Genomic DNA, 23,543 nt, shown 5'->3' with positions numbered 1-23,543 from the left:
TCAGAAAAGAAACATCTCTCCGGGCGGAGTGTCCTTCCTCTGGCGCTTCCTGCGGCGGCGCCGCCCTCGGGCGGGGCGGGGCAGATGCGGCTGTCGCGCCTGCTCCGGCAGGTTCTCCCAGGTGGGGCGCAGACCGTGGATCTGGACGTCGCCGACGAGCCCCTTCAGATACTCCCTGGTCTCCTCGTCCGTGGAGTAGAGCACGGTCGCCCGGCTCGCTCGGGTCATCAGCACGTGGTACGCGTGCCGGACGAGGCGGGCGAACTCGTCGTCGTCCACTCTCTTCGGCTTCACCTTGGGATCGAAGGACCCGGGGACGGCAACCCGCTTGACGCCCGCCTCCTTGTCGACCCTCTCCTTGCCCCGACGGAACACCCAGCGATCGCCCCGGCGCACCATGTCCTCACCCATGATCACGCCGCACCAGTCCCACTCCAGGCCCTGCGCGGTGTACACACAGCCGATCTGACGGAGGCCGTTCTCGTGCACGGACCAGATCTTGGACGGCGGGACGGTCTTGTTCTCGCAGAAGGAGTCGCTGTCCGCGTTCCACGGCCGGTGCCAGTCACCGATCCGGACATCGGGCTCAAGTCGCTTCTCCTTGCCCAGGGGCTTCGTCCAGGGCCAGCAGTATCCGGCGACCATGCGCGCGGATGCTCCCGCCCCCGCCTCGGAACGGATGATCCGCTCGAGTTCCTCCGGGCTGTCCACGACCTCGACGTGCATCAGGCCGTCCGGGGTCCACGGCTCCGGTTGCGCGTCGGACACCCCCAGCGCGCCGCGCACCCAGCGGATGTAGGCGTCGCTGCCGCCGCACCGGAACTGTTCCCGCAGGCTGCACCGGACCAACTGGGCGTCGTAGCGCCGTGCCGCGTCCTCGACGAGAGCGGCGGTGCCGACCTCCTGCGGGCGCACGGACTGCCCCTCGTCGAGGAAGAACACCGTCAGCCGGGAGGCGTCGAGTAGTTCATCCACCTGAGGCTTGGTGCCCCAGTCCTCGGGTTTCCAGAAGCGGTTGGTGGAGCGGTCGCGCAGGCGGTGGGCCTCGTCGCAGATCAGCACGTCCAGCGGCGGGTCGGGCGGGGTGACGAAATTGCTGAAGTAGGTGAACGTCTCCTTGAACTCCCGGTCGCCGTAACCGACATGCTCCTGAAGAGCACCGTTGAACGCCCGGCTGCCGCTCGCGTACTTGACCGTGCGCCCATCAGCCTCCAGTTCGGCTTTGAGCTGGAGGCCGATGGCGCTCTTGCCCGTGCCGGCACCGCCCGTGACCAGGAACACCACCCGGCGCTCGTCAGGGATGATCGCGGGTCGCTGAGGATCGGGAAGCACCTTGGCGGCGGTGTCGAGTATCTGGTCCGCGACCTTCTTCTGGCGGCCGCGCAGAGTGAAGACCGTGTCCTCGCCGCTGGAACGGATCATGGCGTCGAGCAATGGGGTGTTGCGCAGGCCCATGCTTCGTAGGAGGATTTCGGCCGCCGAGTCAGCACCGTCGGGGGTGAAGCTGCTCCGCAGGTCCGACAGCAGTTGGGCGCGGCGGTCCTTCGTGTAGACACGGGCATAGGAACCGGTCGGCGCGTCCACGCCGACCAGTGGGAGCGCCGACGCGTCCGTGGCATTGTGCAGATAGGCGAAGCCGCCGCACTCGTAGTCCAGTCCGTGCAACGGTCCTCGGTCGCTCGTGAACGCCTCGTAGTACTCGCGTAGTTGCAACGCCGGGTGCTTCTTCTTCCCCATACCGGGGACATGCACCAGCTCCGCGGTGGCTCGCTCCACCCGGGTCACCGTCGACCAGCGCTTCAGCTCGACGAGTTGGACGGACAGCCCGTTCTCTTCGGGGTGGTGGCCCACGAGGACGACGTCGATGAGGCGCGGGTCCCCGGAGCGGTCCGTCTCGTCGAGCGTGGCCGCGCACTCGACGACCATCTCGACGTTTCCACGGTCGGCGGCGACCAGGTCCTCGGCGAGATGCACCAGGCTCTCTGCCCAGGCGGAACGTTCCGTCAACGACGCCTCGGTGCTGAGGAAGTGCTTCCATCTGGCGGCGAGGTGGGGGACCATACGGCGTCTCGAGTTCAGGTTCAGCAGATCCCGCGCTGCCAGTTTCAGCAGGAGCATGGACACGAGGTGGATCCCCCAGGGCACGAGTGACTCGTGCGGGTGGGGGCATGTCCACGTGGGAAGCCCGTCGGGCCGCAATGACGCCTGTGATCTTAGGAAGTGACTTCCCATCCCGACGCGTGTGCCACAGCGGTCGGCTGGAAGCACGGGCATCATGGCCGGATATCACGCGCTCACCGCCGCAGAGAGGGCTCCTCGGCCGCGGCAGGCCGTGGGTCCGGCCGACCGGACACCAGCTCCCGCAGCTTTTCTCGCGTCTCCGGATCGGTCGAGTACACGATCGTGCCGACCATCCCCCGCGTCAGCAGCACCTTGTACGTGTTCCGGATGAGACGGTCCACATCGGTGTCCGATGTGGACTTCTTGAACACCGGGTCCTTGGACGCGGTGCGGTCGGTCACCCAGCGATCAGCCCGCCAGACCAGGTCCGGGCCGATGATGACGCCGGACCAGTCGTACTCGAACCCCTGTGCGGTGTAGACACAGCCGATCTGCCCGAAGCCCGCAGGGTCGGTGGCCCACAGCGCGGACGGGGGTGCACCGGAGACCGACCGGTCCCCGCGCAGGTTCCACGGCCTGGCCCAGTTCCCGATGACGACGTCGGGAGGCAGTGGATCACCGGGCTTGGGCTCGGGGGACCACCGCCAGCAGTAGCCGGCGGACATCCGGGCACCGTACTTCTCGGCGCGGCGGGCGTGGAGGAACGCCTCCAGTTCCTCAGGACTGTCCGCGACCAGCAACTGCATGCGGTCGTCGGGCTCCCACACGACCGGCCCCCCGGGCTCGAGGCCAAGGAGCCGGACCACCCAGCGCAGGTAAGCGTCACTGCCTCCGCAGCGGAACTGGCTGTCCAGGGGGACGACATGGCAGTCGATGCCCCGTCTGGCCGCGGCCTCACGGATCTCGTCCACGGTGCCCATCTCACCGGGACGCACCACTTGGTGCTCGTCGAGGAAGAAGACCGGTACATGGGCGACGTCGATGAGTTCATCGATCTGTGCCCTGCCGGTCCGCAGTGCCGCGCGGGTGTAGCGGTTGGCGGACGTCTCCCGGATGCGGTGCGCCTCGTCACAGATCAAGGCACCCAGGCTGTTCTTCTCCGCGGTCATGAAGCTGTTGAAGTACTTGAAGAGATCCTGGACCTCCCGTTTCCGGGAACCGGCAACCTTGCGCATCGTCTTGGTGAACGACTGCGAGCCGGTCGCGTGGACCGCGGCCACGCCTCTCCGGTAGAGCTCGCCGAGCAGTTGGAGCGCGATCACGCTCTTCCCGGTACCGGGGCCGCCGGTGACGATGACGACCTCCTTGTGGTCGGCGCGCTTCGCCCGCTCCACCGCGTTGAGCACCGTGCGGTAGGCGACCTGCTGCTCGTCGAGGAGGACGAACTGCTGCCGCTCCCGCACTTCCTGAGCAGCCACGGACATCAGCTGCTTCGAGGGCACGGTGGCACCTGCGAGCAATTCGTCCGCCGCACTGGCACCGGAATGCTTGTCGCTCAACTTCGACCGGAGGTACTCCAGGAACGCGCCGCGACGCTCCCCCGTGAAGAGCCGCCCCTGCCCGTCACGCTCGATCTCCCGCAGCCCCGCCACCCCGAACTCGGTGGCGTTGTGCAGGAAAGCCACTCCGTGGATCCGCTCGCCGTGCTCGGCCACCGCACCGTTGAAGTTGACCAGGTAGTCGCAGTACCGCCGCACCTGCTCGATCGGATTGAGCACGGGATGCGCGTAGGCGTCGACATGGCACAGGGTGGGGTCGTCCTCGTGCGGAGCCGCCTGGCTCCACTGCTTCAGCTCCACCACCACGTAGGACGGCTCCTGCGTGATCGGGTGCAGGCCGGCGAGGACCACGTCGGCACGCTTGCTGTTCAGCGGTAGCGCGTACTCCAGCATGACCTCGACATCGCCCAGGCCGGCGTCGTTCAGCGCGGCCGTCAGAAGCGGGATGCTGCGCTCCCAGGAACGCACCTCCGAGGCTCCGGGCCGATAGCCGTGCATGTGAACGAACTTGTCGGTGAGGTGCAGGAACAGCGAACCGTCGAGTGCCATGACGGCGACCGATTTCGCGGACGCGCGGAACAGCAAGAACTTCCCCCAGGCAGCACGAAGAGACTCGTGCGGGTGGGGGCATGTCCTTCGAGACTCCACCGGAGTGGAGCGGAAGCCCGTCGGGCCGCGTTGACGATCTCTTCGAGGGTACCTGGCGGTGACCGCAGTGAGGCAGCGGACGCCGTGCCCGGCCTCCCCTGCTCATGGGGAGTGATCACCGGCCGCCGGCGGATCAGGCACGCTGCACGGGCAATGGCCACCCACAGGTGCGGTGGGCGGCAGACGAGCCGAGCTGTACGCCGGGTTCTGTACCCCGGGACCTCGCGGTCGTCGGGGCGACGGCCATCCATCTAGGACCGGTGTTGCCACCGGCCTCGTGCGGTCTACCCGCGGACTCGGGCGGGCAGCCCTCGATCGTCCGCGCAGAGACACCGAGGTGTCTCCTCTTGACCTTGCTCCGGGTGGGGTTTACCTAGCTGCCCAGGTCACCCTGGGCACTGGTGGTCTCTTACACCACCGTTTCACCCTTACCGAGGACCGAGGTCCCCGGCGGTCTGTTTTCTGTGGCACTGTCCCGCGGGTCACCCCGGGTGGCCGTTAGCCACCACCCTGCCCTGTGGAGCCCGGACGTTCCTCGGGAAGCTCCCCGTCAGGGGGACTCCACGCGGCCGTCCGCCCGGCTCGTCTGCCGTGTGGACCATGGTACCCGGGGGACGTCACGCTTCGGTCCCGCGGCCGTCGCCAGGACCGAGCCCGCCAGGATCAGGGTGAAGGCGACGCCGATGCCGAGGGTCAGCCGCTCGCCCAGGAAGAGGGCGCCCGCTGCGACCGCCACCGCCGGGTTGACGTACGTGATGACACCGGCCCGGGTCGGGCCTACCTCCTTGATCAGCTCCAGGAAGGCCACGAACGCGATCGCGGTGCAGACGACGCCCAGGCCGGCGAGGGCGGCCAGGACCTCGCCCGACGGCATGGTCGCGGGCCTGGTCAGGTAGGCGGCGGGGGCGTAGACGACGGCGGCCAGCGTCAGGCAGGGGGTGATCAGCTGGAGGGTCGGGACGTCCTTGAGGTACCGGGCCGCTATCAGCGGGGCAGTGGCGTAGCCGACGACCGTCACCAGCACCTCGGCCATCGACAGGGCGTCGCCGCCGGTGAGGTGCGGCAGGGTGAGGACGGTGACGCCCGCGAGGCCGAGGGCGAGTCCGGTGGCCCGGCGGGCGCCCACGCGTTCCCCGGCGCCGAAGAAGCGGGCCAGCAGGACGGCGACGATCGGGACGCCCGCGATGAGGAGGCCGGCGGTGGAGCTGGACAGGTGGCGCTCGGCGTCGGTCAGGGTCCACCAGGGGCCGATGATCTCGATGACGGCGAAGGCCAGCATCGGCTTCCAGTGCGTCCGGACGGTACGGCCGAGGCCGCCCTGGCGGAGTGCGAACGGGAGCAGGAGCGCGGCACCGAGGGCGCAGCGCGCGAACACCACCATGGAGGGGGACAGGTCGTCCACCGCCACCTTGATCATCAGGTAGGGGACACCCCAGACCACTCCCATCAGGGAGAACAGGAACCAGCCGCGTGCAGTCATGCGATGAGTCTCGGCCCTCTCACCGCGCCGCGTCTTGAACGCTGTTGCGGTACGCCGCCGGGGTCACCCCCAGTACCCGGCGGAACCAGCGCGTCAGGTGCGCCTGGTCGGCGAAGCCGACGAGGGCCGCGACCTCGGCGGGGCGCAGCCCGGCTTCCAGCAGGCCCCGGGCCCGGGCCACCCGGTGCTGGGCGAGCCAGGCGTACGGCGGTACGCCCATGGTCGTGCGGAAGGCGCGCAGCAGCTGGTAGCGGGACAGTCCCAGGTCGGTGGCCAGGGCGGCCAGGGACGGGGGGTCCAGCAGCTCGTCCGCCAGGCGGTCGCGTACGGTCCTGGCGATGTCGGCGGCCCCGGGCACGATGTCGCAGGCCGCGCGGGCCGTGGAGTGGCGGCGGGCCAGGGCCGTGAGCAGCCACGGCAGCCGGGACTCGGCCTCCAGCGGGTCGGGGCAGGCACTGATGTCGGTGTGGGCGGCGCGCAGGGCCGCCGCCAGTTCCGGGTCGTGCAGGACGGGCTCTTCGAAGTGCGGGAGGCCGCCGCCGAGGGTGCCGTCGGTCAGGAGGGACGGTTCGGCGTAGAGGGCCTGGTAGGCGTAGCCGTCGCAGGCGGCCGGGCCGCCGGTGTGCATCTCGCCGGGCTCCAGGACGACGATCGAGCCGGGGTGGGAGTGGATGTGCCCGCCCCGGTAGGCGATGACCTCCGACCCTCCGACGGTGACGCCGATGGTGAACTCGTCGTGCGCGTGGGGCGCATAGACGTGGCTGTCGAAGTGGGCAGTGAGGAGGTCGAGCGGCGGGCCGGCCCGTCCCAGACGCGCCCTGGTCCAGCTGCTCTGTTCTCGTCTCCCCATGTCATACCCCCCACCCCCAGGGGATCAGAGGAGGTCGGCCGTGTCCAGCTCGAAAGCGAAGGGGTCCGGAAGCGCGATGGGCTTGCCGAAGGGGCGGGCGCAGTGCTCGCGGTAGTCGTCGTCCTTGGGCTCGCTGAACACCGTGACCTGAGCGGTGTCCCGGTCGACGAGCAGGTAGAGCGGGATGCCCGCGCGGGCGTAGCAGCGGCGTTTGGCCTCGCGGTCGGCCTGCGGCTTGGTGGAGGTCACCTCCATCACCATGGCGACGCCGTCGCAGGGCATCCAGGAGCCGACCCCGGCGAACAAGTCCCGCTCGATGGGGCCGAAGGTGACGTCCGGAACCACGTGGTTCCTGGGGCAGGAGCCTCCGCTCCTCATCTTCAGCCCCTTGTTTCCCGAGAAGTCCATGTCGGTCCGTGAGCGCCTGATCACTTGCCTCACGATCCTGCTGATGTACTTCTCGTGATCCCCGTCCGGCGGCGGCGTCACAACGATCTCCCCCTCGATCAGCTCGGCCCGGAAACCCTCCGGGGTGTCCAGGGCGAGAAAGCCCTCCAGCAGGACGTCTTCCTGCGAGAGCGGCTCGTGGGCCATGGCAGTCATGTCACGCCCCTCCTTCTGTCGCCCGCCAGACTGGGACATCGGCTGATCACCTGTCCGTGAGATGGGGATCCCTTCCCTCGATCGTGGCACACGATCACCGTCCCCGTCAGAAGGCCGGACGGCTCGCTTGACCCTGCCGCAGCGTCAACGTCTTCACTGGTGGCATGCGGATCGGAGAACTCGCCGCGGCCGTCGGCGTCACCACGCGGGCCGTGCGGCACTACCACCATCTGGGGCTGCTGCCCGAGCCGGAGCGACGGGCCAACGGGTATCGGGAGTACGCGCTGCGGCACGCCGTCGTGCTGGCGCGGATCCGGCGGCTGACCGAGCTGGGGCTGGGGCTCGCGGAGGTCCGGGACGTGCTCGCGGACGACGCCGGGAAGGACCTGGTCGAGGTGCTCACCGAGCTGGACGAGGACCTGGCACGGCAGGAGGAGGCGCTGCGGGAGCGGCGGGCGCGGCTGCGGACGCTGCTGGACGCGGAGGGCGGCGTGCCCGCCGAGGGGCCGGTGTCGCCCGAGCTGGCCGCGCTGTTCGTCGGGTCCGCGCAGCTGTCGGATTCGCCGATGGCCGCCAAGGACCGCGAGGTCTTCGCGTTCCTGGAGACGGCCGTGCCGGCCGGGGACCGGGAGCGGCTGGTGTCGTCGGTGGGTGAGGTGCTGGGGAGTCCTGAGGCCGTGGCCCGGGCCGGTGAGGCGTACGCGCTGCTGGACGCGCTCGTCGACGCCGGGCCGGACGATCCGCGCGTCGCCGGGGCGGCCCGGGCGCTCGCCGGCTGCGTCCCGCCGGGGCTGTTGCCACAGGCCGGGGAGTTCGACCGGGACGACGGGTTCCTGCGCGCGTTCTTCGACGATCTCGCCCCGGCACAGGCCGAGGCGGTCCGCCGCGCGCTGACGATCCTCGTCGAGGAGCGGCGATGAGGGTGGGGCGGCTGTTGATAGGGCACGAGGTGCGGTTGCTGGCGAGTCTCGTCCTGTGGGTGGCGCGGCGTACGCACGGGGCGGGCCGTGGGGTCGCTTTCGGGTACGCGCGCGGGCAGGGGGCGATGATGGCCGGGTTCGCGTTCGTGTGCCTGGTCGAGACGGTCGCGCTGTCCGTGCTGCTGCGGGACTGGCCCGCCGTGCACGCGACGTTCCTCTTCCTGGACGTGTACACGATCGTCTTCGTCGTCGCGCTGCACGCCTCGTCCGTCGTGCGCCCGCATGTGCTGGACGTGGAACGCGGGTCGTTGCGGATACGGCGGTACGTCCACGTCGATCTGTGTGTGCCGCTGGAGCGGATCGCCTCGGTGCGGCGTGAGCTGCGGATGACGCACACGCGGGCCGAGGGCGAGCTGGACGTGGAGGTCGGCTCGCAGACCACCGTCACGCTCGAACTGACCGAACCGGTCACCCACGTCACCTTCGTCGGGCGGCGCCGCGCGGTACGGCTCGTGCGCTTCCACGCCGACGACCCCGACGGCCTGGTCCGCGCGCTGGGCCGGGCGCGCGGCTGAGCTCCCCGGACGCCCCCGTACGCTGTCGGCGGAGTTCGATCGAAGGAGTACGCGTGCTTGTCCTGCTGCCGCCGTCCGAAGGCAAGGCCTCGTCCGGTCGTGGTGCGCCGCTGAAGCCGGAGTCACTGTCCCTGCCGGGTCTTGCCGAGGCCCGGGAGGCCGTGCTCGCCGAGCTGGTCGAGCTGTGCTCGGGCGACGAGGACAAGGCCCGTGAGGTGCTGGGGCTGAGCGAGGGGCTGCGGGGGGAGGTCGCGAAGAACGCGGAGCTGCGGACGGCGGGGGCGCGACCGGCGGGTGAGATCTACACCGGTGTGCTCTACGACTCCCTCGGGCTGGCGTCCCTCGACACGGCCGCCAAGCGGCGTGCCGGGCGGTCGCTGCTGGTGTTCTCCGGGCTGTGGGGTGCGGTGCGGGTGACGGACCGGATTCCGTCCTACCGGTGTTCGATGGGGGTGAAGCTGCCGGGGCTCGGGGCGCTGGGCGCGCACTGGCGTACGCCGATGGCGTCGGTGCTGCCCGAGGTGGCCGGGAACGGGCTGGTGCTGGATCTGCGGTCCGCCGCCTACGCCGCCGCCTGGAAGCCGAAGGGCGAGGTCGCGGGACGGACGGCGGCCGTGCGGGTGCTGCACGCGCCGACGCGGAAGGTCGTCAGCCACTTCAACAAGGCCACGAAGGGGCGGATCGTACGGAGTCTGCTGACCTCCGGGGCCGACCCGAAGGGTCCGGCCGAGCTGGTGGTGGCGCTCCGGGATCTCGGGTACGTCGTGGAGGCGCAGGCTCCGGCGAAGTCGGGGCAGGCGTGGTCGCTGGACGTGCTGGTGGACGAGGTGCACTAGCCCGCGATGGTGCGTTGCAGGGTGCGCAACGGCCTTTGCGCGCCCTGCACACCGACGGCAGGATGACGCCATGGCCTCCTCCCCCCTGCCCGCCTCCGTGCTGGACCTCGCGCCCGTCGTGCCCGTCGTCGTCATCGAGGAGGCCGGTGACGCCGTGCCGCTCGCGCGGGCGCTGGTGGCGGGCGGGTTGCCGGCGATCGAGGTGACGTTGCGGACGCCCGCGGCCCTGGCGGCGATCCGGGAGATCGCCCGGGGGGTGCCCGGGGCGGTGGTCGGGGCCGGGACGGTGGTCCGGCCCGGGCAGGTCGGGGAGGCCGTGGCCGCCGGCTCCCGCTTCCTGGTCAGTCCCGGCTGGACGGACGGGCTGCTGGAGGCGATGCGGGCGTCCGGAGTGCCGTTCCTGCCGGGGGTGTCGACCGCGTCGGAGGTCGTGGCGCTGCTGGAGCGCGGGGTGCGGGAGATGAAGTTCTTCCCGGCGCAGGCCGCGGGTGGTACGGCGTATCTGAGGTCGCTGTCGGGGCCGCTCCCCCAGGCCCGTTTCTGCCCCACGGGCGGGATCGGGCCGGCCTCCGCCCCGGACTACCTGGCCCTGCCCAACGTCGGCTGTGTGGGCGGGAGCTGGATGCTGCCGCGGGACGCCGTCGCCGCCCGCGACTGGGGCCGCGTCGAGGCGCTGGCCCGGGAGGCGGCGGCGCTCAGCGCAGGTGGGACGTGTCGTTGAGGAGACGGACGCTGGCGTTGCCGTCCGCGTAGTAGGCGACCACCGACAGGGACGCGGCCGAAAGCTCCATGCGGAACAGGGACTCCGGCGGGGCGCCCAGGGCGAGCCGGACGAGTGTTTTGATCGGGGTCACGTGCGTGACGAGCAGGACGGTGCGGCCCGCGTGGGCCGCGACCAGCTTGTCGCGGGTGGCGGCGAGCCGGACGGCCGTCGCCGCGAAGCTCTCGCCGCCGCCGGTGGGCTGGGCGTCCGGAGAGGCCAGCCAGGCGTCGAGGTCCTCGGGGTGGCGCTCGCGCACCTCGGCGAAGGTGAGTCCCTCCCAGGCGCCGAAGTCGGTCTCGCGCAGCCCGTCGTCGATGCTCACGTCGAGTCCGAGCCGGGCGGCGACGATCCCGGCGGTCTCCCGCGTCCGGGCGAGCGGCGACGACACGACGGCCTGGATCGTGCCCCGCCGGGCCAGCATCACGGCGGCTCGCTCGGCCTGCTCCCGCCCGGTGTCGGAGAGGGACGGGTCGCTCCCACCGCTCCCGGAGAACCGCTTCTGCGGCGTCAACGGCGTCTCACCGTGCCGCAGCAGCACGAAGGTGGCGGGGGCACCCATGTCGGCGGGCGCCCAGCCGGGGGCGGCCACGGCTTGGGCGGCGCGGGCGTCGGCCCGGGCGGCGTCGCCGGCGGTTTCGGGAACATCCGAGAGCTCGGCGGCAGCTCCAGAGCCTTCACAGACCCCGGCCGCGTCCTCGACCGCCCTGTCCAGCTCCGCCGTCGAGTCCGCCTCCGACCACTGCTCGCCCCTGGCCCCCGCGTCCATCGCCTCGTTGGCCAGCCGGTCCGCGTGCTTGTTCTGCGCCCGCGGCATCCACTCGTACGTGACCCGCCCGGGTGGGAAGATCCGGGCCGCCTGTGCCGCCAGGGGCTTCATGTCGGGGTGCTTGATCTTCCAGCGGCCCGACATCTGCTCGATGACGAGCTTGGAGTCCATCCGGACGTGGACCGTCGCGGCCGGGTCCAGTTCGTGGGCGGCGCGCAGGCCGGCGAGGAGACCGCTGTACTCGGCGACGTTGTTCGTGGCGACGCCGAGGTACGCGGCGGTCTCCCGCAGGGTCTCCCCCGTCGCCGCGTCACTGACCACGGCCCCGTACCCCGCGGGCCCCGGGTTGCCCCGTGACCCGCCGTCGGCCTCGACGATGAACTCCCGCACGGCAAGGGCCTCCCGGGACCTAGAGGCCGGACTCGGACGTGCGCACCAGGATGCGGCGGCAGTTCTCGCAGCGGATCACGGTGTCGGGCGCCGCCTTGCGGATCTCGGCCAGCTCGGTGATGGCGAGCTCCTGCCGGCAGCCCTGGCAGCTGCGCGCGTACAGCTTCGCCGCGCCGACACCGCCCTGCTGCTCGCGCAGCTTGTCGTAGAGCTTCAGCAGGTCGGCGGGGATCGAACCGGCGACGACCTCGCGCTCCTTGGTGACCGTGGCGACCTCGCCGTCGATCTGCTCGAAGGCCGTGTCACGGCGCGTGGTCGCGTCGTCGATCTTCGACTGGACGCTGGCCACGCGCTCGGTCAGCTCGGCGACCCGCTCCTGCGCGGACTCCCGGCGCTCCATGACCTCCAGCACCACGTCCTCCAGGTCGCCCTGCCGCTTGGCCAGGGAGGCGATCTCGCGCTGGAGGTTCTCCAGGTCCTTGGGCGAGGTGACGGCACCCGAGTCCAGGCGCTGCTGGTCGCGGGTGGCGCGCTGGCGCACCTGGTCCACGTCCTGCTCGGCCTTGGTCTGCTCGCGGGCGGTGTCGCTCTCCTCGGTCTGCGCGGCCACGAGCAGGTCGCGCAGCTGGGTGTGGTCCTTGCTCAGCGACTCGATCTCGGCGTGCTCCGGCAGCGACCTGCGCTTGTGCGCCAGCTGCTGGAGGCGGACGTCGAGGTCCTGGAGGTCGAGGAGTCGGATCTGGTCGGCGGGCGCGGCGTTCAGTTCGGGGCTCCAAGGGGATCAGAGGTGGCAGAGGCCGCGTGCGCGGTCCAGGGGTCGGTGACCGTCTTCGAGACGTGGACGCGCAGGTCCCATCCGTGCCGGTCGGAGATCTCGTCGAGCTGGCTCGCGGCCAGTTCGCACCAGGGCCACTCGGTGGCCCAGTGCGCCGCGTCGAGCAGCGCGAGGGGGCTGTGGGCGCGATCCGCCAGGAACTCGGCCGCCGGGTGGTGACGCAGGTCCGCGGTGAGGAAGGCGTCGACCCCGGCGGCGCGGACGTGGTCGAAGAGGCTGTCGCCCGACCCGCCGCTGACGGCGACGGTGCGCACCAGCGCCTCGGGGTCGCCGGCGACGCGGATGCCCTGCGCGGTGGCGGGCAGCCGTTCGGCGGCGCGGGCGGCGAACTCGCGGACGGTCAGCGGGTGGTCCAGGGCGCACACGCGACCGAGGCCGCGGCGGCCCTCGGGGTCGGCCGGGTCCGGCACGAGGGGCCCGGTGACCCGCAGGTCCAGCGCGCCCGCGAGGGCGTCGGAGACACCCGGGTCGGCGGTGTCGGCGTTGGTGTGGGCGACGTGCAGCGCGATGTCGTTCTTGATGAGGGTGTGGACGACCCGGCCCTTGAAGTGCGTCGCCGCGACCGTGGTCGTGCCGCGCAGGTAGAGCGGGTGGTGGGTGACGAGCAGGTCGGCGCCCAGTTTCACCGCCTCGTCGACGATCTCCTGGACCGGGTCGACGGCGAACAGGACCCGGGTGACCTCCTGGTCCGGGTCGCCCACGATGGTGCCGACCGCGTCCCAGGACTCGGCCCGCTCGGCGGGCCACAGGGTCTCCAGCGCGGCGATGACTTCAGACAGACGGGGCACGGGAGCAAGGCTACCCGCCTGATCTGTGGCGTTGCACCGCCGCCGTCCGCTCCCGGCACCCGTCGCCCCGCTCAGCACATTCGCCCCCTTTTCCTCAGGCGAATCGTTCCTGGAACACCCTTATGTGTGAAGCCTGCGCCCGAGGAATTCCCCGCCCGTGCGTGCGATACCTACGTTCGTCACTGGAGGTGACCGAACGATGACGGCCTGTGCGATCGAACCTTCGGCGGGAACCGAGGGCCCTGGGGGACACGAGGGCTCCGCGGGACAGGAGTCCGCGGGGCACGAGGACGGGACCGCGCCGGCAGGCTGCACCCTCAGCGCGGACGGTGCCTACGGCGCGCGTCTGGCGTCGGCCGGCGGCTCCTGGTTCCCGGAGCGCTGGACCCTGGACGGCCCCGAGCCGTACGCGGTGCCCCTGCCCCGCAACCAGCCGGAGGAGCCCGGCACCGAGGTGCAGCCGATGGGCGACGGGCGGGTCCTCATCCACCGGGTGGTGGCCGGGCGGCACGCCTTCGCGCTGCTGTACCCGACCGGGCCGGGCACCGGTGAGCTGCCGCTGGGCGCCGTCGAGTGCCCGGACCGGAACGCCCGGCTGCGTCTGCTGCCCCCCGCCCCGGGCGGCGCACGGGCCTACGCCCTCGCCGTGGGGCCGCGGTCGACGTCGGTGTGGCTGGTGGCGGGCGGCGCCTTCGGGCCCGAGCGGCTGGCCGAACTGCCCGGCCGCTGCTCGGGCGGGGTCTGGCTGGACCGGGCGGGCCGGCTGCTGGCGCTCGACCGGGAGACGGAGGGCCGCACCAAGACCGTCGTGGTGGACCTGGAGGGCGGCGGCGAGGTGACGCCGCTGCTCCAGATCGCCGCCGAGAGCGACGACCGGCTGCTGCTGGCCGACCTCGACAGCGGGCTGCTGATCGTACGCTCGGACGCGCCCTCGCCGGGGCGGGCGAGGCTGGGCTGGGGCGTGCTGGGCAGCACACTGCCGGTGCGCTTCCCGGAGTGCCTGCGGCTGCGGGACTGCTCCGTCACGCCGTTCGCGATCCAGCCGGGGCAGGTGCTGACGCCGGAGAGCTGCGCGGTGGCGCTGCGCGTGGACGGGCCGACGGGCAGCTGGGTCGGTGTGTGGCGGCCGGCCGAGCGGCGGATGCACCATCTGCGGGCGCCCGAGGGGTGGCTCGCGGGCGCCGGCCTGTGGACGCCGGAGGGGGTGCTGCGGCTGCCGTACGCGACGCAGGCCGTGCCCTGCGGAGTGGCCCGGGTGAGCCCGCCTCCGGCGGCGGAGCGTGAGCCCGGGGCGACTCCCGTTCCCGAGCCGGAACAGGAGCCTCCGGCCCCGGTCGCGGACCGTCCCGGACAGCCCGCGACACCCTCGGCCCCCCGCCCTGTGCCCTTGCGGGAAGCGCCGTTGGGACGCCTTGTAACGAACTAGTGCCGGTTGGCGTGGCCGCCTGGATCCGGTGTCGGGGGAGCCGGTTAGACTCACCCGGCTGTAAAAAAGATCATGTTACGGGGTGAATTCCATCCGATGAGCGACGCCAGCACGAACCAGCCGCGCCATACCGACGTCCAGCAGTCCTCCACCGGCCCGGGCCGGCACCGTGGTGAGGTCTCCACGCGGGACGGCGAGACGGCTCCGCGCGGACGTCACCGCAAGCCGGTGACGGAGACCGAGCAGGTAGTGACTGCGGTCTGACGGGACGTCAGTCACCAGACGGCGAGCGGCCCTTCCCGCCACAAGCGGGGAGGGCCGCTCCGTGTCCTGTCACCGAGCGGGGAGGGCCGTTCTCCGTCCTGTCACCGAGCGGGGAGGGCCGTTCTCCGTCCTGTCACCCGCGCTTCAGGCCCAGCACCTCCGCCGCCGCGAACGTCTCCCCGGCCGGCCGGTCCGCGTAGTACGGCCCGAGGACGGCCTCCAGCTCGTCGTACGTGAAGGTGTCCTGCTTGCTGTCGAACTTCGCGGCGATCCGCGGCCGTTCGACGACGGCGACCGTCCCGCCGTGCACCACGAGGAGCTGCCCGGTGACGTGGGCGGCGGCGGGTGAGGCCAGGTAGCCGACGAGGGGGGCCACGTGCTCGGGGGCGAGCGGGTCGAGGCCGCTGCCCGAGGGCCGCTCGACGCCCGCGAAGACGTCCTCGGTCATCCGGGTGCGGGCGCGCGGGCAGATGGCGTTGGCCGTGACGCCGTACCTGCCCAGGGCGAGGGCGGTGGAGGTGGTGAGGCCGACGATGCCGCCCTTGGCCGCCGCGTAGTTGGGCTGCCCGGCGGAACCGGCGAGGAACGCCTCCGAGGACGTGTTCACGATCCGCCCGAACACCGGCTCCCCGGCCCGTTTGGACCGCTCCCGCCAGTGCGCGGTGGCGAACCGGGTGGTGTTGAAGTGGCCCTTGAGGTGCACGCGGAGCACGGAGTCCCACTCCTCCTCGGACATCGAGAACACCATGCGGTCGCGCAGGATGCCGGCGTTGTTGACGAGGATGTCGAGCCGGCCGAACGCGTCGACCGCCGACTGGACGAGCGTGCGCGCCTGCGCGAAGTCGGAGACGTCACCGGCGTGCGCGAGGGCGGTCCCGCCGGCCGCGCGGATCTCGGCGGCGACCTCCTCGGCGGGCCCGGCCGAGGCCTCGCCCGTGCCGTCGCGGCCGGGCTGTCCGTAGTCGTTGACGACGACGGCGGCGCCGAGCCGGGCGAGTTCCAGCGCCTCGGCCCGGCCGAGCCCGCGGCCCGCGCCCGTGACGATCGCGGACAGTCCCTCAAGGGGCAGCGCCATGGTCTGGGCCCTCACATCTCGACGCAGGTGCGCAGGGCGGTCCCGGTGCGCATCTGGTCCAGGGCCTCGTTGACGTCGGCGAGCGGGACCCGGTGGGTGATCAGGCCCGCTAGGTCGACCCGGCCCGCGCGCCACAGGGCGATGGTGCGTTCGTAGGAGCGCAGCACGTCTCCGCCGCCGTACAGGGAGGGCAGGATCCGCTTCTCGTCGAAGAACAGCTCGAACATGTTGAGCTGGAGGAAGTCGTCCATGGCTCCGGCGCCGACCACCACGAGGGTGCCGCCGCGCCGGGTGGTGTCGTAGGCGGTGCGTGCCGTGGCGGCCTTGCCGACGACCTCGAAGACGTGGTCGAAGCCCTCGCCTGCGGTGATCTGCTGTGTGGTGTCGGGCAGTTCGTCGGGTGAGACGGCCCGGGTGGCGCCGAAGGCGAGCGCGGACTCGCGGCGCGCGGCGATCGGGTCGACGGCGACGATCTCGGCGGCGCCCCTGAGCCGGGCGCCCTGGATCACCGAGATGCCGACGCCCCCGCAGCCGATGACCGCCACCGACGAACCGGCCTCCAGGTCGGCGGTGTTGAGCGCCGCGCCGAGGCCGGTCGTCACTCCGCAGCCGATGAGGGCGGCGATGTCGAAGGGCACGTCGTCGGGTATCGGCACCGCGCAGCCGGCGTCGACGACGACCTCCTCGCTGAAGGTGCCGGTGCCGGCGAAGCCGAAGACGTCCCCGCCGGGGCGTTTGAAGTTGGGGGTGCCGGCGTTCATGAACCCGGCCAGGCACAGCTCGGTCTGGCCGCGCTTGCAGGCGGGGCAGGCCCCGCAGGCGGGCAGCCAGCACACCACGACCCGGTCGCCGGCCTTCAGGTGGCTCACGCCCTCGCCGGCCTCGATGATCTCCCCCGCTCCCTCGTGCCCGGGCACGAACGGCGCGGGCTGCGGCAGCACTCCGCTCATCGCGGACAGGTCCGAGTGGCACAGTCCCGTGGCGCGCACCCGGATCCGCACCTTGCCGGGTCCGAACCCCACCGCCTCGACGTCGTCGAGGACCTCCAGCTTGTCCTGGCCGATCTCGTGCAGTACGGCTGCGCGCATGGTGCGGGCTCCTTCGTACGGCGGTGTGGACTCAGGGGTGTTCGACGACGGTGTCGGCGAGGACGGGCGCGTCGTCCCGCTCCACGGCGCCGACGGCGACCCGGGTGGCCCCGGGCGTGTGCCACATGCGGATCCGCAGGGTCTCCCCCGGGTACACCACCCCGGCGAACCGGGTGGTGTACGAGCGCACCCGGGTCACGTCCCCGCCCAGGAGGGTGTCGACGACGGCCTTGAGCGTGATGCCGTAGGTGCACAGGCCGTGCAGGATGGGCCGTTCGAAGCCGGCGAGCTTGGCGAATTCCGGGTCGGCGTGCAGGGGGTTGTAGTCGCCGGAGAGGCGGTAGAGCAGGGCCTGGTCCTCGCGGGTCGGCCGCTCCACGGTCCGGTCGGGTTCGCCGGTGGGGGGTTCCAGGCGGGCCGAGGGGCCGCGTTCGCCGCCCCAGCCGCCCTCGCCGCGGATGAAGATCTGCGCGTCGTTGGTCCACAACGGGCCGCCCGCGTCGGTGACTTCGGTGCGCAGCACGAGGACGGCCGCGGTGCCCTTGTCGTGGACGGCGGCGATCCGGTTGACCGCGGTGGCGGTGCCCGCGGCCGGGAGGGGCCGGTGCAGGACGAGGCTCTGGCCGCCGTGCAGGACGCGGGCCAGGTCGACCTCGACGCCGGGCATGGACAGTCCGCCGGTCACGCCGGGCTTTCCGCCGCCGGCGACGGTGGCGAAGCTCGGCAGGACGTGCAGCCGGGACTCCAGGGTGTAGCGCAGTTCGTCGGGGTCGGTGGCGGGGCTGCCCGCGCCGATGCCGAGGTGGTAGAGCTGCACGTCCCTGTGGTCCCAGGAGATCTCGCCGGTCCGGGGTTCGGCCGCGAGCGCCGTGGCTGCGTCGATGGGCATGGGGCTCCTGATCGCCGGAGGAAGGACCTCGGTACGGCCGTCCGCACCGTCGGCCGCACCGAGGCCGTCTGGCACCGAGACCGGAACACGAACCCGGGACCCTGACTGGAACGCGTTTCAGTCTCGCGCCCTCTGTATAGCCGAGGCCTCGGCACTTGTGAAGCCTCCTGACGCCGTGTCAGCTGCACAGGTCGCCGGAGGCCGGCAGGCCGCTCCGCCGGACGGCGGCGGAGCTTCAGCCGGGCGCGGGAGAGGCACCGCCGCGGGGGCGGGACGTTCCCGCAGCGAGGCGGACGTGTACGTTGGCCGGTGGTTCGCGCCACCACACGTCGAGAGCGCCGGCAACGGCTGGGGGAACGGGAGCACATGGGACGCGTCGCCGTCATCACCGCACCGAACATCGGGTACCGCAACACGGGCATGCTCACCGTGGACTTGGCGTTCGAGTCCCTGCGGCGGCGGATGGACACGGCGTTCGACGCCACCTGGTACACGCTGCACACGCCGGAGACCGTGCCGCTGCGCGACGGCGCGCGCGGCACCGGCTTCCCGTTCCGCTTCCACCCGCTGGCCGAGCACCTCCACACGCTCCGGGACCATGACGCGGTCGTCTTCTGGGGCGACTTCCTGCACACCCGGCACTACCTGGCGCAGGACGCGACGAACCGGCTGCTCGACTTCGGCTTCGCCGCGGACCGGGAGGACGCCCGGGACCAGCTGAACCGGGCCCTGCTGTTCGCGGACCAGCCGGACGAGGTCCTCGCCCGCACGCTCAGCTACGGCGGGACGATCCTGCACAACACGCAGTCCGACTACGAGGACAAGGAGTACGGCCCGCTGTTCTCCCGGCTGGTGAGGCGCAGCCACCGGATGTGGGTGCGCGATCCGCTCTCGGCGGCGAAGATCGCGCATCTGCGGGAGGACCGGACGACCGACCACTTCGGTTCGGACGCGGCGCTGCTGTCCCGCCCCGGCGACCTGGATCACCTCCCCACGACGCCCTGGTCCCGGTCGGTCCCCGACGGCGGTGCGATCGGGGTCTTCCTCGGTGCCCGTACGCCGATCCCCGACTGGCTGCCGGGCTTCTGCCAGGGCCTGGCCGACCGCCTGGGCGCCCCGCTGGAGTGGCTGCCCTGGTTCGACCGGGACGTGCCCGCCGAGGTGAGCCACATCCGGGCCCGCCCGGGGCACCCCACCGTCGGCGACCTGGTCGGCGTCCTGCCCCGCTACCGGCTGGTCATCACGGACACGTACCACCTGGCCGTCAACGCGTGGGGCGCGGGCACCCCGGCGGTGTGCGTCGGCGCGCCCGAGCCGACGCCCAAGACGCACGACGACTACCTGACGCTGAGCGATGTGAAGAAGCACGTCTTCCACATGGCGTACGACGCGACGGACTTCTATCTGACCACCCTGCAGGGGCACGGGCAGGACCAGGACCGGATCGTCCGCCTCCTTGAGGGCGGCGGCGCCGCGGCCGTGGCGGCGCGCATCCGCGACCACGCCGACCATTCGGCGACGTCGTTCACGCGGACGCTGGCCTCGCTGCTGAACACGTCCCGCCCCTGACCGGAGCCCCGTCCGCGTCCCTCACGGGGCCCGGGGGGCCTGCCGGGGCAGCCACACCCACATCAGCACCGCTCCGGCCGCGAGCACCCCGGCCCCCACCCGGAACGCCAGGGCGTAGCCCGCGGTCAGGGCCTGCGGGGTGCCGGCCCCCGCCGATTCGGACGCCGCGAGGGTGGACAGGACCGCCAGGCCCAGGGAACCGCCCATCGTGCGGGAGGTGTTGACGAGGCCGGAGACCAGGCCCGCCTCCTCGGGGGCGGCGCCGGACGTGGCCAGGGAGGCCAGGGGGGTCGCCGCCAGGCCCGCGCCGAGCATCATGAGGATGCCGGGGAAGAGGATGGCGGTGGCGTAGGAGCCGTGGGGAGTCATCGTGGACTGCCAGGCGAAGCCGGCCACGGCGACCAGGGTGCCCAGCGCGGCGACGTTGCGCGGGCCGACCGGCCGCATCAGGCGGGGCGCGAGCTTGGAGCCGAGGATGACGGCCAGGGAGCTCGGGACCAGGGCGAGGCCGGCCTCGATCGGGGTGTAGCCGAGGACGTTCTGCGCGTAGAGGGTCATGAAGAACCACATGCAGAACATCGCCGAGCCGCACAGGAACATCGAGACGTTCGCCGAGGAGACCGAGCGCACGCGCAGCAGGCCGAGCGGCATCAGCGGGCTCGCCGTGCGGGCCTCGACCGCCAGGAACGCCCCGAGCAGGGCCGCCCCGGCGAGCAGCGGCAGCAGGGTGGCCGAGGCCGTCCAGCCCGCCGCCTCCGTCTGGGAGATGCCGTAGGCCAGCGTGCCGAGGCCGGCCGTGACGAGCAGCGCGCCGGGCAGGTCGAGGCGGCGGCCGTCCCCGGCCCGGCCCTCGGTGAGGAACCAGGCGGCGGCGCACAGCACCACGGCTCCGACGGGCACGTTGATCAGCAGGACCCAGCGCCAGGAGAGCGTCTCCACCAGCAGCCCGCCGACCAGGCCGCCCGCCGCGCCGCCACCGGCCCCGACCGCCGTCCAGGTCCCGATGGCCCGGGCCCGGGCGGCGCCTTCGGGCACCGAGGCCGTGAGGATCGTGAGCGTCGAGGGCGCCAGCACCGCCGCGCCCAGCCCCTGCACGGCCCGGGCCACGAGCAGGTGCCAGTCGTCCTGTGCCAGCCCGCCGGCCGCCGAGGCGAGGGTGAACAGGCCGAGCCCGACCAGGAACATCCGCTTGCGGCCGTAGAGGTCTCCGGCGCGTCCGCCGAGCAGCATGAACCCGGCGAAGGCGATGGCGTAGGCGTTCACCACCCATTGCAGGCCCTGCTCGCTCAGCCCGAGGCCCGCCCGCATCGACGGCAGCGCCACGTTGACGACGGACACGTCCAGCACGACGAGGAACTGCCCGGCGCAGGTGAGTGCCACCACCAGCCAGGTGGGAGGCGCGGTTCGGCGGGGCGTACGGGTCGTCTCGGCGGCTTCGAGCATGGGTGTCATGCTCTCAACCGATCCGCGCGCCGTGCATCGGAATTTGGACCTAGGACCCCGCGGGCGGGACCAGACCCTCCCCCAAGAGAAGGTCAAGTTTTCGTTAGGGTGCCAAAGCAACGGAATAGTTGCCTGGACATACGAGGTTCAGAGTCCATGTAATCCGACGCTCCCCGGCCTGGAGGCCCTCCTCAATGACGCAGACGACGACAGACCGCCCCGCCGGCAGAGCGAGCGGGGCCGTGGTCCCGGTGCTCGCCTTCGCGGGCATCGTTGTCGCGGTGATGCAGACCCTGCTCGTCCCGGTGATCAAGGACCTGCCGCAGCTGCTGGACACCGCCCCCAGCAACGCCACCTGGGTCCTCACCTCGACCCTCCTGTCGGGCGCGGTGGCCACCCCGATCATGGGCCGCCTCGGCGACCTCTACGGCAAGCGGCGCATGCTGATCCTGAGCCTGGCCGTGATGGTCGTCGGCGCGCTGGTCAGCGCGCTCACCAGCGATCTGCTGCTCATGATCACCGGCCGTACGCTCCAGGGCTTCGCGATGGGCGCGATCCCGCTCGGCATCGGCCTGATGCGCGACATGCTGCCCCGCGAGAAGCTCGGCTCGGCGATGGCCCTGATGAGCTCCTCCATCGGCGTCGGCGGCGGCCTCGCCCTGCCCGCCGCCGCCCTGGTCGCCCAGCACAGCGACTGGCACTCCCTCTACTACGGCGCCGCCGGTCTCGGTGTGCTGGCGATCGCCCTCACCCTCCTCGTCGTACCGGAGTCCCCGATGCGCGCCGAGGGCAGCTTCGACCTGCCGGGCGCGCTCGGCCTGTCCGCCGGGCTGGTGCTGTTCCTGCTGCCGATCACCAAGGGCAGCGACTGGGGCTGGGCCTCGGGCACCACCCTCGGCCTGTTCGCCGCGTCGGCGGTCGTGCTCGTGCTGTGGGGCGTGATGGAGCTGCGCGTCAAGGCCCCGCTGGTCGACCTGCGCACCACGGCCCGGCCGGCCGTCCTCTTCACCAACCTCGCCTCGATCATGGTCGGCGTCTCCTTCTACGTCGTCTCGCTGGTCCTGCCGCAGCTGCTCCAGCTGCCGACGTCCACGGGCTACGGCCTCGGGCAGTCGATGGTCGTGGCCGGTCTGCTGGTCGCGCCGCTCGGCCTGACGATGATGTTCACCGCCCCCGTCTACGCCCGGCTGTCCGCGAAGCACGGCCCCAAGTTCACCCTGATCCTCGGCCTGCTGATCATCGCGATCGGCTACGGCGCCGGCCTGGGCCTGATGAGCGCCGCCTGGCAGAGCCTGGTCATCTCGGTGCTGCTCGGCGCGGGCATCGGCCTCGCCTACTCCTCGCTGCCCGCGCTGATCGTCGGCGCGGTCCCGGCGTCGGAGACGGGCGCGGCGAACGGCCTGAACACCCTGATGCGCTCCATCGGCACCTCGGTGTCGAGCGCCGTGATCGGCATGGTGCTGGCGAACACCGCGGACAACGTCGGCGGCGTCGAGATCCCGACCATGCACGGCTTCCGGGTCTCCTTCCTGATCGCGACGGGCGCGGTGGCCGTGGGCCTCGTGCTGGCGCTGTTCCTGCCCGGCAGGCGGCCGTCGAACAAGCCGCAGTTGCGCGCCAGCAGCGAGGAGGACGCGGTACTGGAGGGCGCCGAGCAGGTGCTGCGCGGCTTCCGCGGCCGGGTGCTGGGCGCCGACGGCTCCCCGGTCGCCCGCGCCAAGGTCACGCTGATCGACCGCCGGGGCCGCCAGGCCGGGGCGACGCTCACCGCCGAGGACGGCAGCTACGCGCTCTCCGTACCCGACCAGGGCTCCTACGTCGTGGCCGCCCGCGCCACGGGCCACGGCCCGCTCGCCTCGTCCGCGACCCACGCGGGCGACGAGCGCCCGGTCGACCTGGACCTGTCGCTGCCGGGCGAGACGGTGCCCGCCTGACCCGCCGCCCCTTCCCCTACTCACCGGTACCCCCTGTCGCCCCCGCGGCAGGGGGTACGGCACGATGGCGCCCTGACCGTCGTACGACCGAGAGGAACCCGATGCCCGCGGCCCCGAAGCCCGAGATCCTGGCCGCGTTCGAGGCGGCGAAGGGATTCATGCCCGCCGGCGAGGGCCTGGCGCTGTACGCGGCGGCCGTGGAGGCCGGGCGGCTCGGGCTGCCGCTGCTGGAGGTCGGCACCTACTGCGGCCGGTCCACGATCCTGCTCGCCGACGCGGCCCGCGAGGCCGGGGTCGGCGCGCTCACCGTCGACCACCACCGCGGCAGCGAGGAGCAGCAGCCGGGCTGGGAGTACCACGACCCCGAGACGGTCGACCCCGAGATCGGCCTGATGGACACCCTGCCCACGTTCCGCCGCACGCTGCACCGGGCCGGCCTGGAGGAGCACGTGGTGGCGCTGGTCGGGCGCTCCCCGCGGATCGCCGCCTTCTGGCGGACGCCGCTGGGGCTGGTCTTCATCGACGGCGGCCACACCGACGAGCACGCCACGGCCGACTACGAGGGCTGGGCGCCGCACGTCGCGGAGGGCGGTCTGCTGCTCATCCACGACGTCTTCCCGGACCCCCAGGACGAGTTCACCGGCCAGGCCCCCTACCGGATCTACCTGCGCGCCCTCGCGTCGGGCGCGTTCACCGAGGTCTCGGCGACGGACTCGCTGCGGGTGCTGCGGCGGACGGGGCCGGGCATCTGACGCACCGGCACGCGCCGGGCGGCTGGGCG

At 72.2% G+C, this 23,543-nt stretch carries 20 protein-coding genes, 1 other RNA gene and 1 pseudogene; 9 read left to right on the top strand and 13 right to left on the bottom strand.

Annotated features, from left to right (window positions below; genetic code table 11):
* From AB0I06_RS23180 to AB0I06_RS23155, 6 genes and pseudogenes are all read right to left on the bottom strand, one after another.
* Complete coding sequence (locus AB0I06_RS23180; RefSeq protein ID WP_363120875.1) at positions 1-2,118, bottom strand: DUF2075 domain-containing protein; 2,118 nt, start codon at positions 2,116-2,118, stop codon at positions 1-3.
* Between the two features lie 176 nt (positions 2,119-2,294).
* Complete coding sequence (locus tag AB0I06_RS23175) at positions 2,295-4,205, bottom strand: DUF2075 domain-containing protein (protein WP_363120743.1); 1,911 nt, start codon at positions 4,203-4,205, stop codon at positions 2,295-2,297.
* A gap of 243 nt (positions 4,206-4,448) precedes the next feature.
* An RNA gene (gene rnpB, locus AB0I06_RS23170) (RNase P RNA component class A) lies at positions 4,449-4,853 on the bottom strand.
* 115 nt (positions 4,854-4,968) lie between these two features.
* Positions 4,969-5,685: pseudogene (locus tag AB0I06_RS23165) on the bottom strand (EamA family transporter); the annotation flags it as partial.
* 82 nt (positions 5,686-5,767) lie between these two features.
* Complete coding sequence (locus AB0I06_RS23160; RefSeq protein WP_363120742.1) at positions 5,768-6,598, bottom strand: AraC family transcriptional regulator; 831 nt, start codon at positions 6,596-6,598, stop codon at positions 5,768-5,770.
* Positions 6,599-6,622: 24 nt separating this feature from the next.
* A complete protein-coding gene (locus AB0I06_RS23155; RefSeq protein ID WP_363120874.1) occupies positions 6,623-7,192 on the bottom strand; it encodes a Uma2 family endonuclease in 570 nt (189 codons plus the stop codon).
* A 173-nt stretch (positions 7,193-7,365) separates the two neighbouring features.
* Here AB0I06_RS23155 and AB0I06_RS23150 point away from each other — a divergent pair, with 173 nt between their 5' ends.
* The 4 genes from AB0I06_RS23150 (at position 7,366) to eda (ending at position 10,253) form a co-directional block, all read left to right on the top strand.
* A complete protein-coding gene (locus AB0I06_RS23150) occupies positions 7,366-8,121 on the top strand; it encodes a MerR family transcriptional regulator (protein WP_363120741.1) in 756 nt (251 codons plus the stop codon).
* Positions 8,118-8,696, top strand: a complete 579-nt coding sequence (locus tag AB0I06_RS23145; RefSeq protein WP_363120740.1) for a hypothetical protein — start codon at positions 8,118-8,120, stop codon at positions 8,694-8,696. The genes AB0I06_RS23150 and AB0I06_RS23145 overlap by 4 nt, the downstream gene beginning before the upstream one ends.
* Before the next feature lie 53 nt (positions 8,697-8,749).
* Complete coding sequence (yaaA, locus tag AB0I06_RS23140) at positions 8,750-9,532, top strand: peroxide stress protein YaaA (protein WP_363120739.1); 783 nt, start codon at positions 8,750-8,752, stop codon at positions 9,530-9,532.
* Between the two features lie 70 nt (positions 9,533-9,602).
* Entirely contained in the window at positions 9,603-10,253 is a 651-nt protein-coding gene (gene eda, locus AB0I06_RS23135) for a bifunctional 4-hydroxy-2-oxoglutarate aldolase/2-dehydro-3-deoxy-phosphogluconate aldolase (RefSeq protein WP_363120738.1), read from the top strand.
* On the opposite strand, the gene AB0I06_RS23130 is transcribed toward eda, so the two are convergent.
* Genes AB0I06_RS23130 through AB0I06_RS23120 form a run of 3 tightly spaced genes read right to left on the bottom strand, consistent with a single transcriptional unit; the run spans position 10,228 to position 13,074 of the window.
* On the bottom strand, positions 10,228-11,451 hold the full coding sequence (locus AB0I06_RS23130) for a bifunctional RNase H/acid phosphatase (protein ID WP_363120737.1): 1,224 nt from the start codon (positions 11,449-11,451) through the stop codon (positions 10,228-10,230). The genes eda and AB0I06_RS23130 overlap by 26 nt on opposite strands.
* A 19-nt stretch (positions 11,452-11,470) precedes the next feature.
* A complete protein-coding gene (locus AB0I06_RS23125) occupies positions 11,471-12,214 on the bottom strand; it encodes a C4-type zinc ribbon domain-containing protein (RefSeq protein ID WP_363120873.1) in 744 nt (247 codons plus the stop codon).
* Positions 12,211-13,074, bottom strand: coding sequence for a Nif3-like dinuclear metal center hexameric protein (locus AB0I06_RS23120; RefSeq protein ID WP_363120736.1), 864 nt, complete (start codon positions 13,072-13,074; stop codon positions 12,211-12,213). The genes AB0I06_RS23125 and AB0I06_RS23120 overlap by 4 nt, the downstream gene beginning before the upstream one ends.
* Positions 13,075-13,273: 199 nt before the next feature.
* Here AB0I06_RS23120 and AB0I06_RS23115 point away from each other — a divergent pair, with 199 nt between their 5' ends.
* On the top strand, positions 13,274-14,500 hold the full coding sequence (locus AB0I06_RS23115; RefSeq protein ID WP_363120735.1) for a hypothetical protein: 1,227 nt from the start codon (positions 13,274-13,276) through the stop codon (positions 14,498-14,500).
* 96 nt (positions 14,501-14,596) lie between these two features.
* Entirely contained in the window at positions 14,597-14,764 is a 168-nt protein-coding gene (locus tag AB0I06_RS23110; protein WP_363120734.1) for a hypothetical protein, read from the top strand.
* Positions 14,765-14,897: 133 nt separating this feature from the next.
* Here AB0I06_RS23110 and AB0I06_RS23105 read toward each other — a convergent pair whose 3' ends face one another.
* The 3 genes from AB0I06_RS23105 to AB0I06_RS23095 are packed head-to-tail and all read right to left on the bottom strand — an operon-like array spanning position 14,898 to position 17,816.
* A complete protein-coding gene (locus AB0I06_RS23105) occupies positions 14,898-15,839 on the bottom strand; it encodes a 3-oxoacyl-ACP reductase (RefSeq protein ID WP_363120733.1) in 942 nt (313 codons plus the stop codon).
* 11 nt (positions 15,840-15,850) lie between these two features.
* Complete coding sequence (locus AB0I06_RS23100; protein ID WP_363120732.1) at positions 15,851-16,927, bottom strand: Zn-dependent alcohol dehydrogenase; 1,077 nt, start codon at positions 16,925-16,927, stop codon at positions 15,851-15,853.
* 31 nt (positions 16,928-16,958) lie between these two features.
* Complete coding sequence (locus AB0I06_RS23095) at positions 16,959-17,816, bottom strand: MaoC/PaaZ C-terminal domain-containing protein (protein ID WP_363120731.1); 858 nt, start codon at positions 17,814-17,816, stop codon at positions 16,959-16,961.
* A 366-nt stretch (positions 17,817-18,182) separates the two neighbouring features.
* Between AB0I06_RS23095 and AB0I06_RS23090 the strand changes: the two genes are divergently transcribed.
* Positions 18,183-19,385: a hypothetical protein gene (locus AB0I06_RS23090; RefSeq protein WP_363120730.1), complete on the top strand. Its 1,203-nt coding sequence runs from the start codon at positions 18,183-18,185 to the stop codon at positions 19,383-19,385.
* Between the two features lie 21 nt (positions 19,386-19,406).
* Here AB0I06_RS23090 and AB0I06_RS23085 read toward each other — a convergent pair whose 3' ends face one another.
* On the bottom strand, positions 19,407-20,837 hold the full coding sequence (locus AB0I06_RS23085; RefSeq protein WP_363120729.1) for an MFS transporter: 1,431 nt from the start codon (positions 20,835-20,837) through the stop codon (positions 19,407-19,409).
* Positions 20,838-21,022: 185 nt separating this feature from the next.
* Between AB0I06_RS23085 and AB0I06_RS23080 the strand changes: the two genes are divergently transcribed.
* Both AB0I06_RS23080 and AB0I06_RS23075 read left to right on the top strand, forming a co-directional pair.
* Entirely contained in the window at positions 21,023-22,762 is a 1,740-nt protein-coding gene (locus AB0I06_RS23080; protein ID WP_363120728.1) for an MFS transporter, read from the top strand.
* 101 nt (positions 22,763-22,863) lie between these two features.
* Complete coding sequence (locus tag AB0I06_RS23075; protein WP_363120727.1) at positions 22,864-23,514, top strand: class I SAM-dependent methyltransferase; 651 nt, start codon at positions 22,864-22,866, stop codon at positions 23,512-23,514.
* Positions 23,515-23,543 lie beyond the last annotated feature (29 nt).

This window comes from Streptomyces sp. NPDC050674 (assembly GCF_040654575.1).
Lineage (GTDB): Bacteria > Actinomycetota > Actinomycetes > Streptomycetales > Streptomycetaceae > Streptomyces.
Note: the sequence above shows the minus strand (reverse complement) of the source record. Positions and strands in the feature narration are given on the sequence as shown.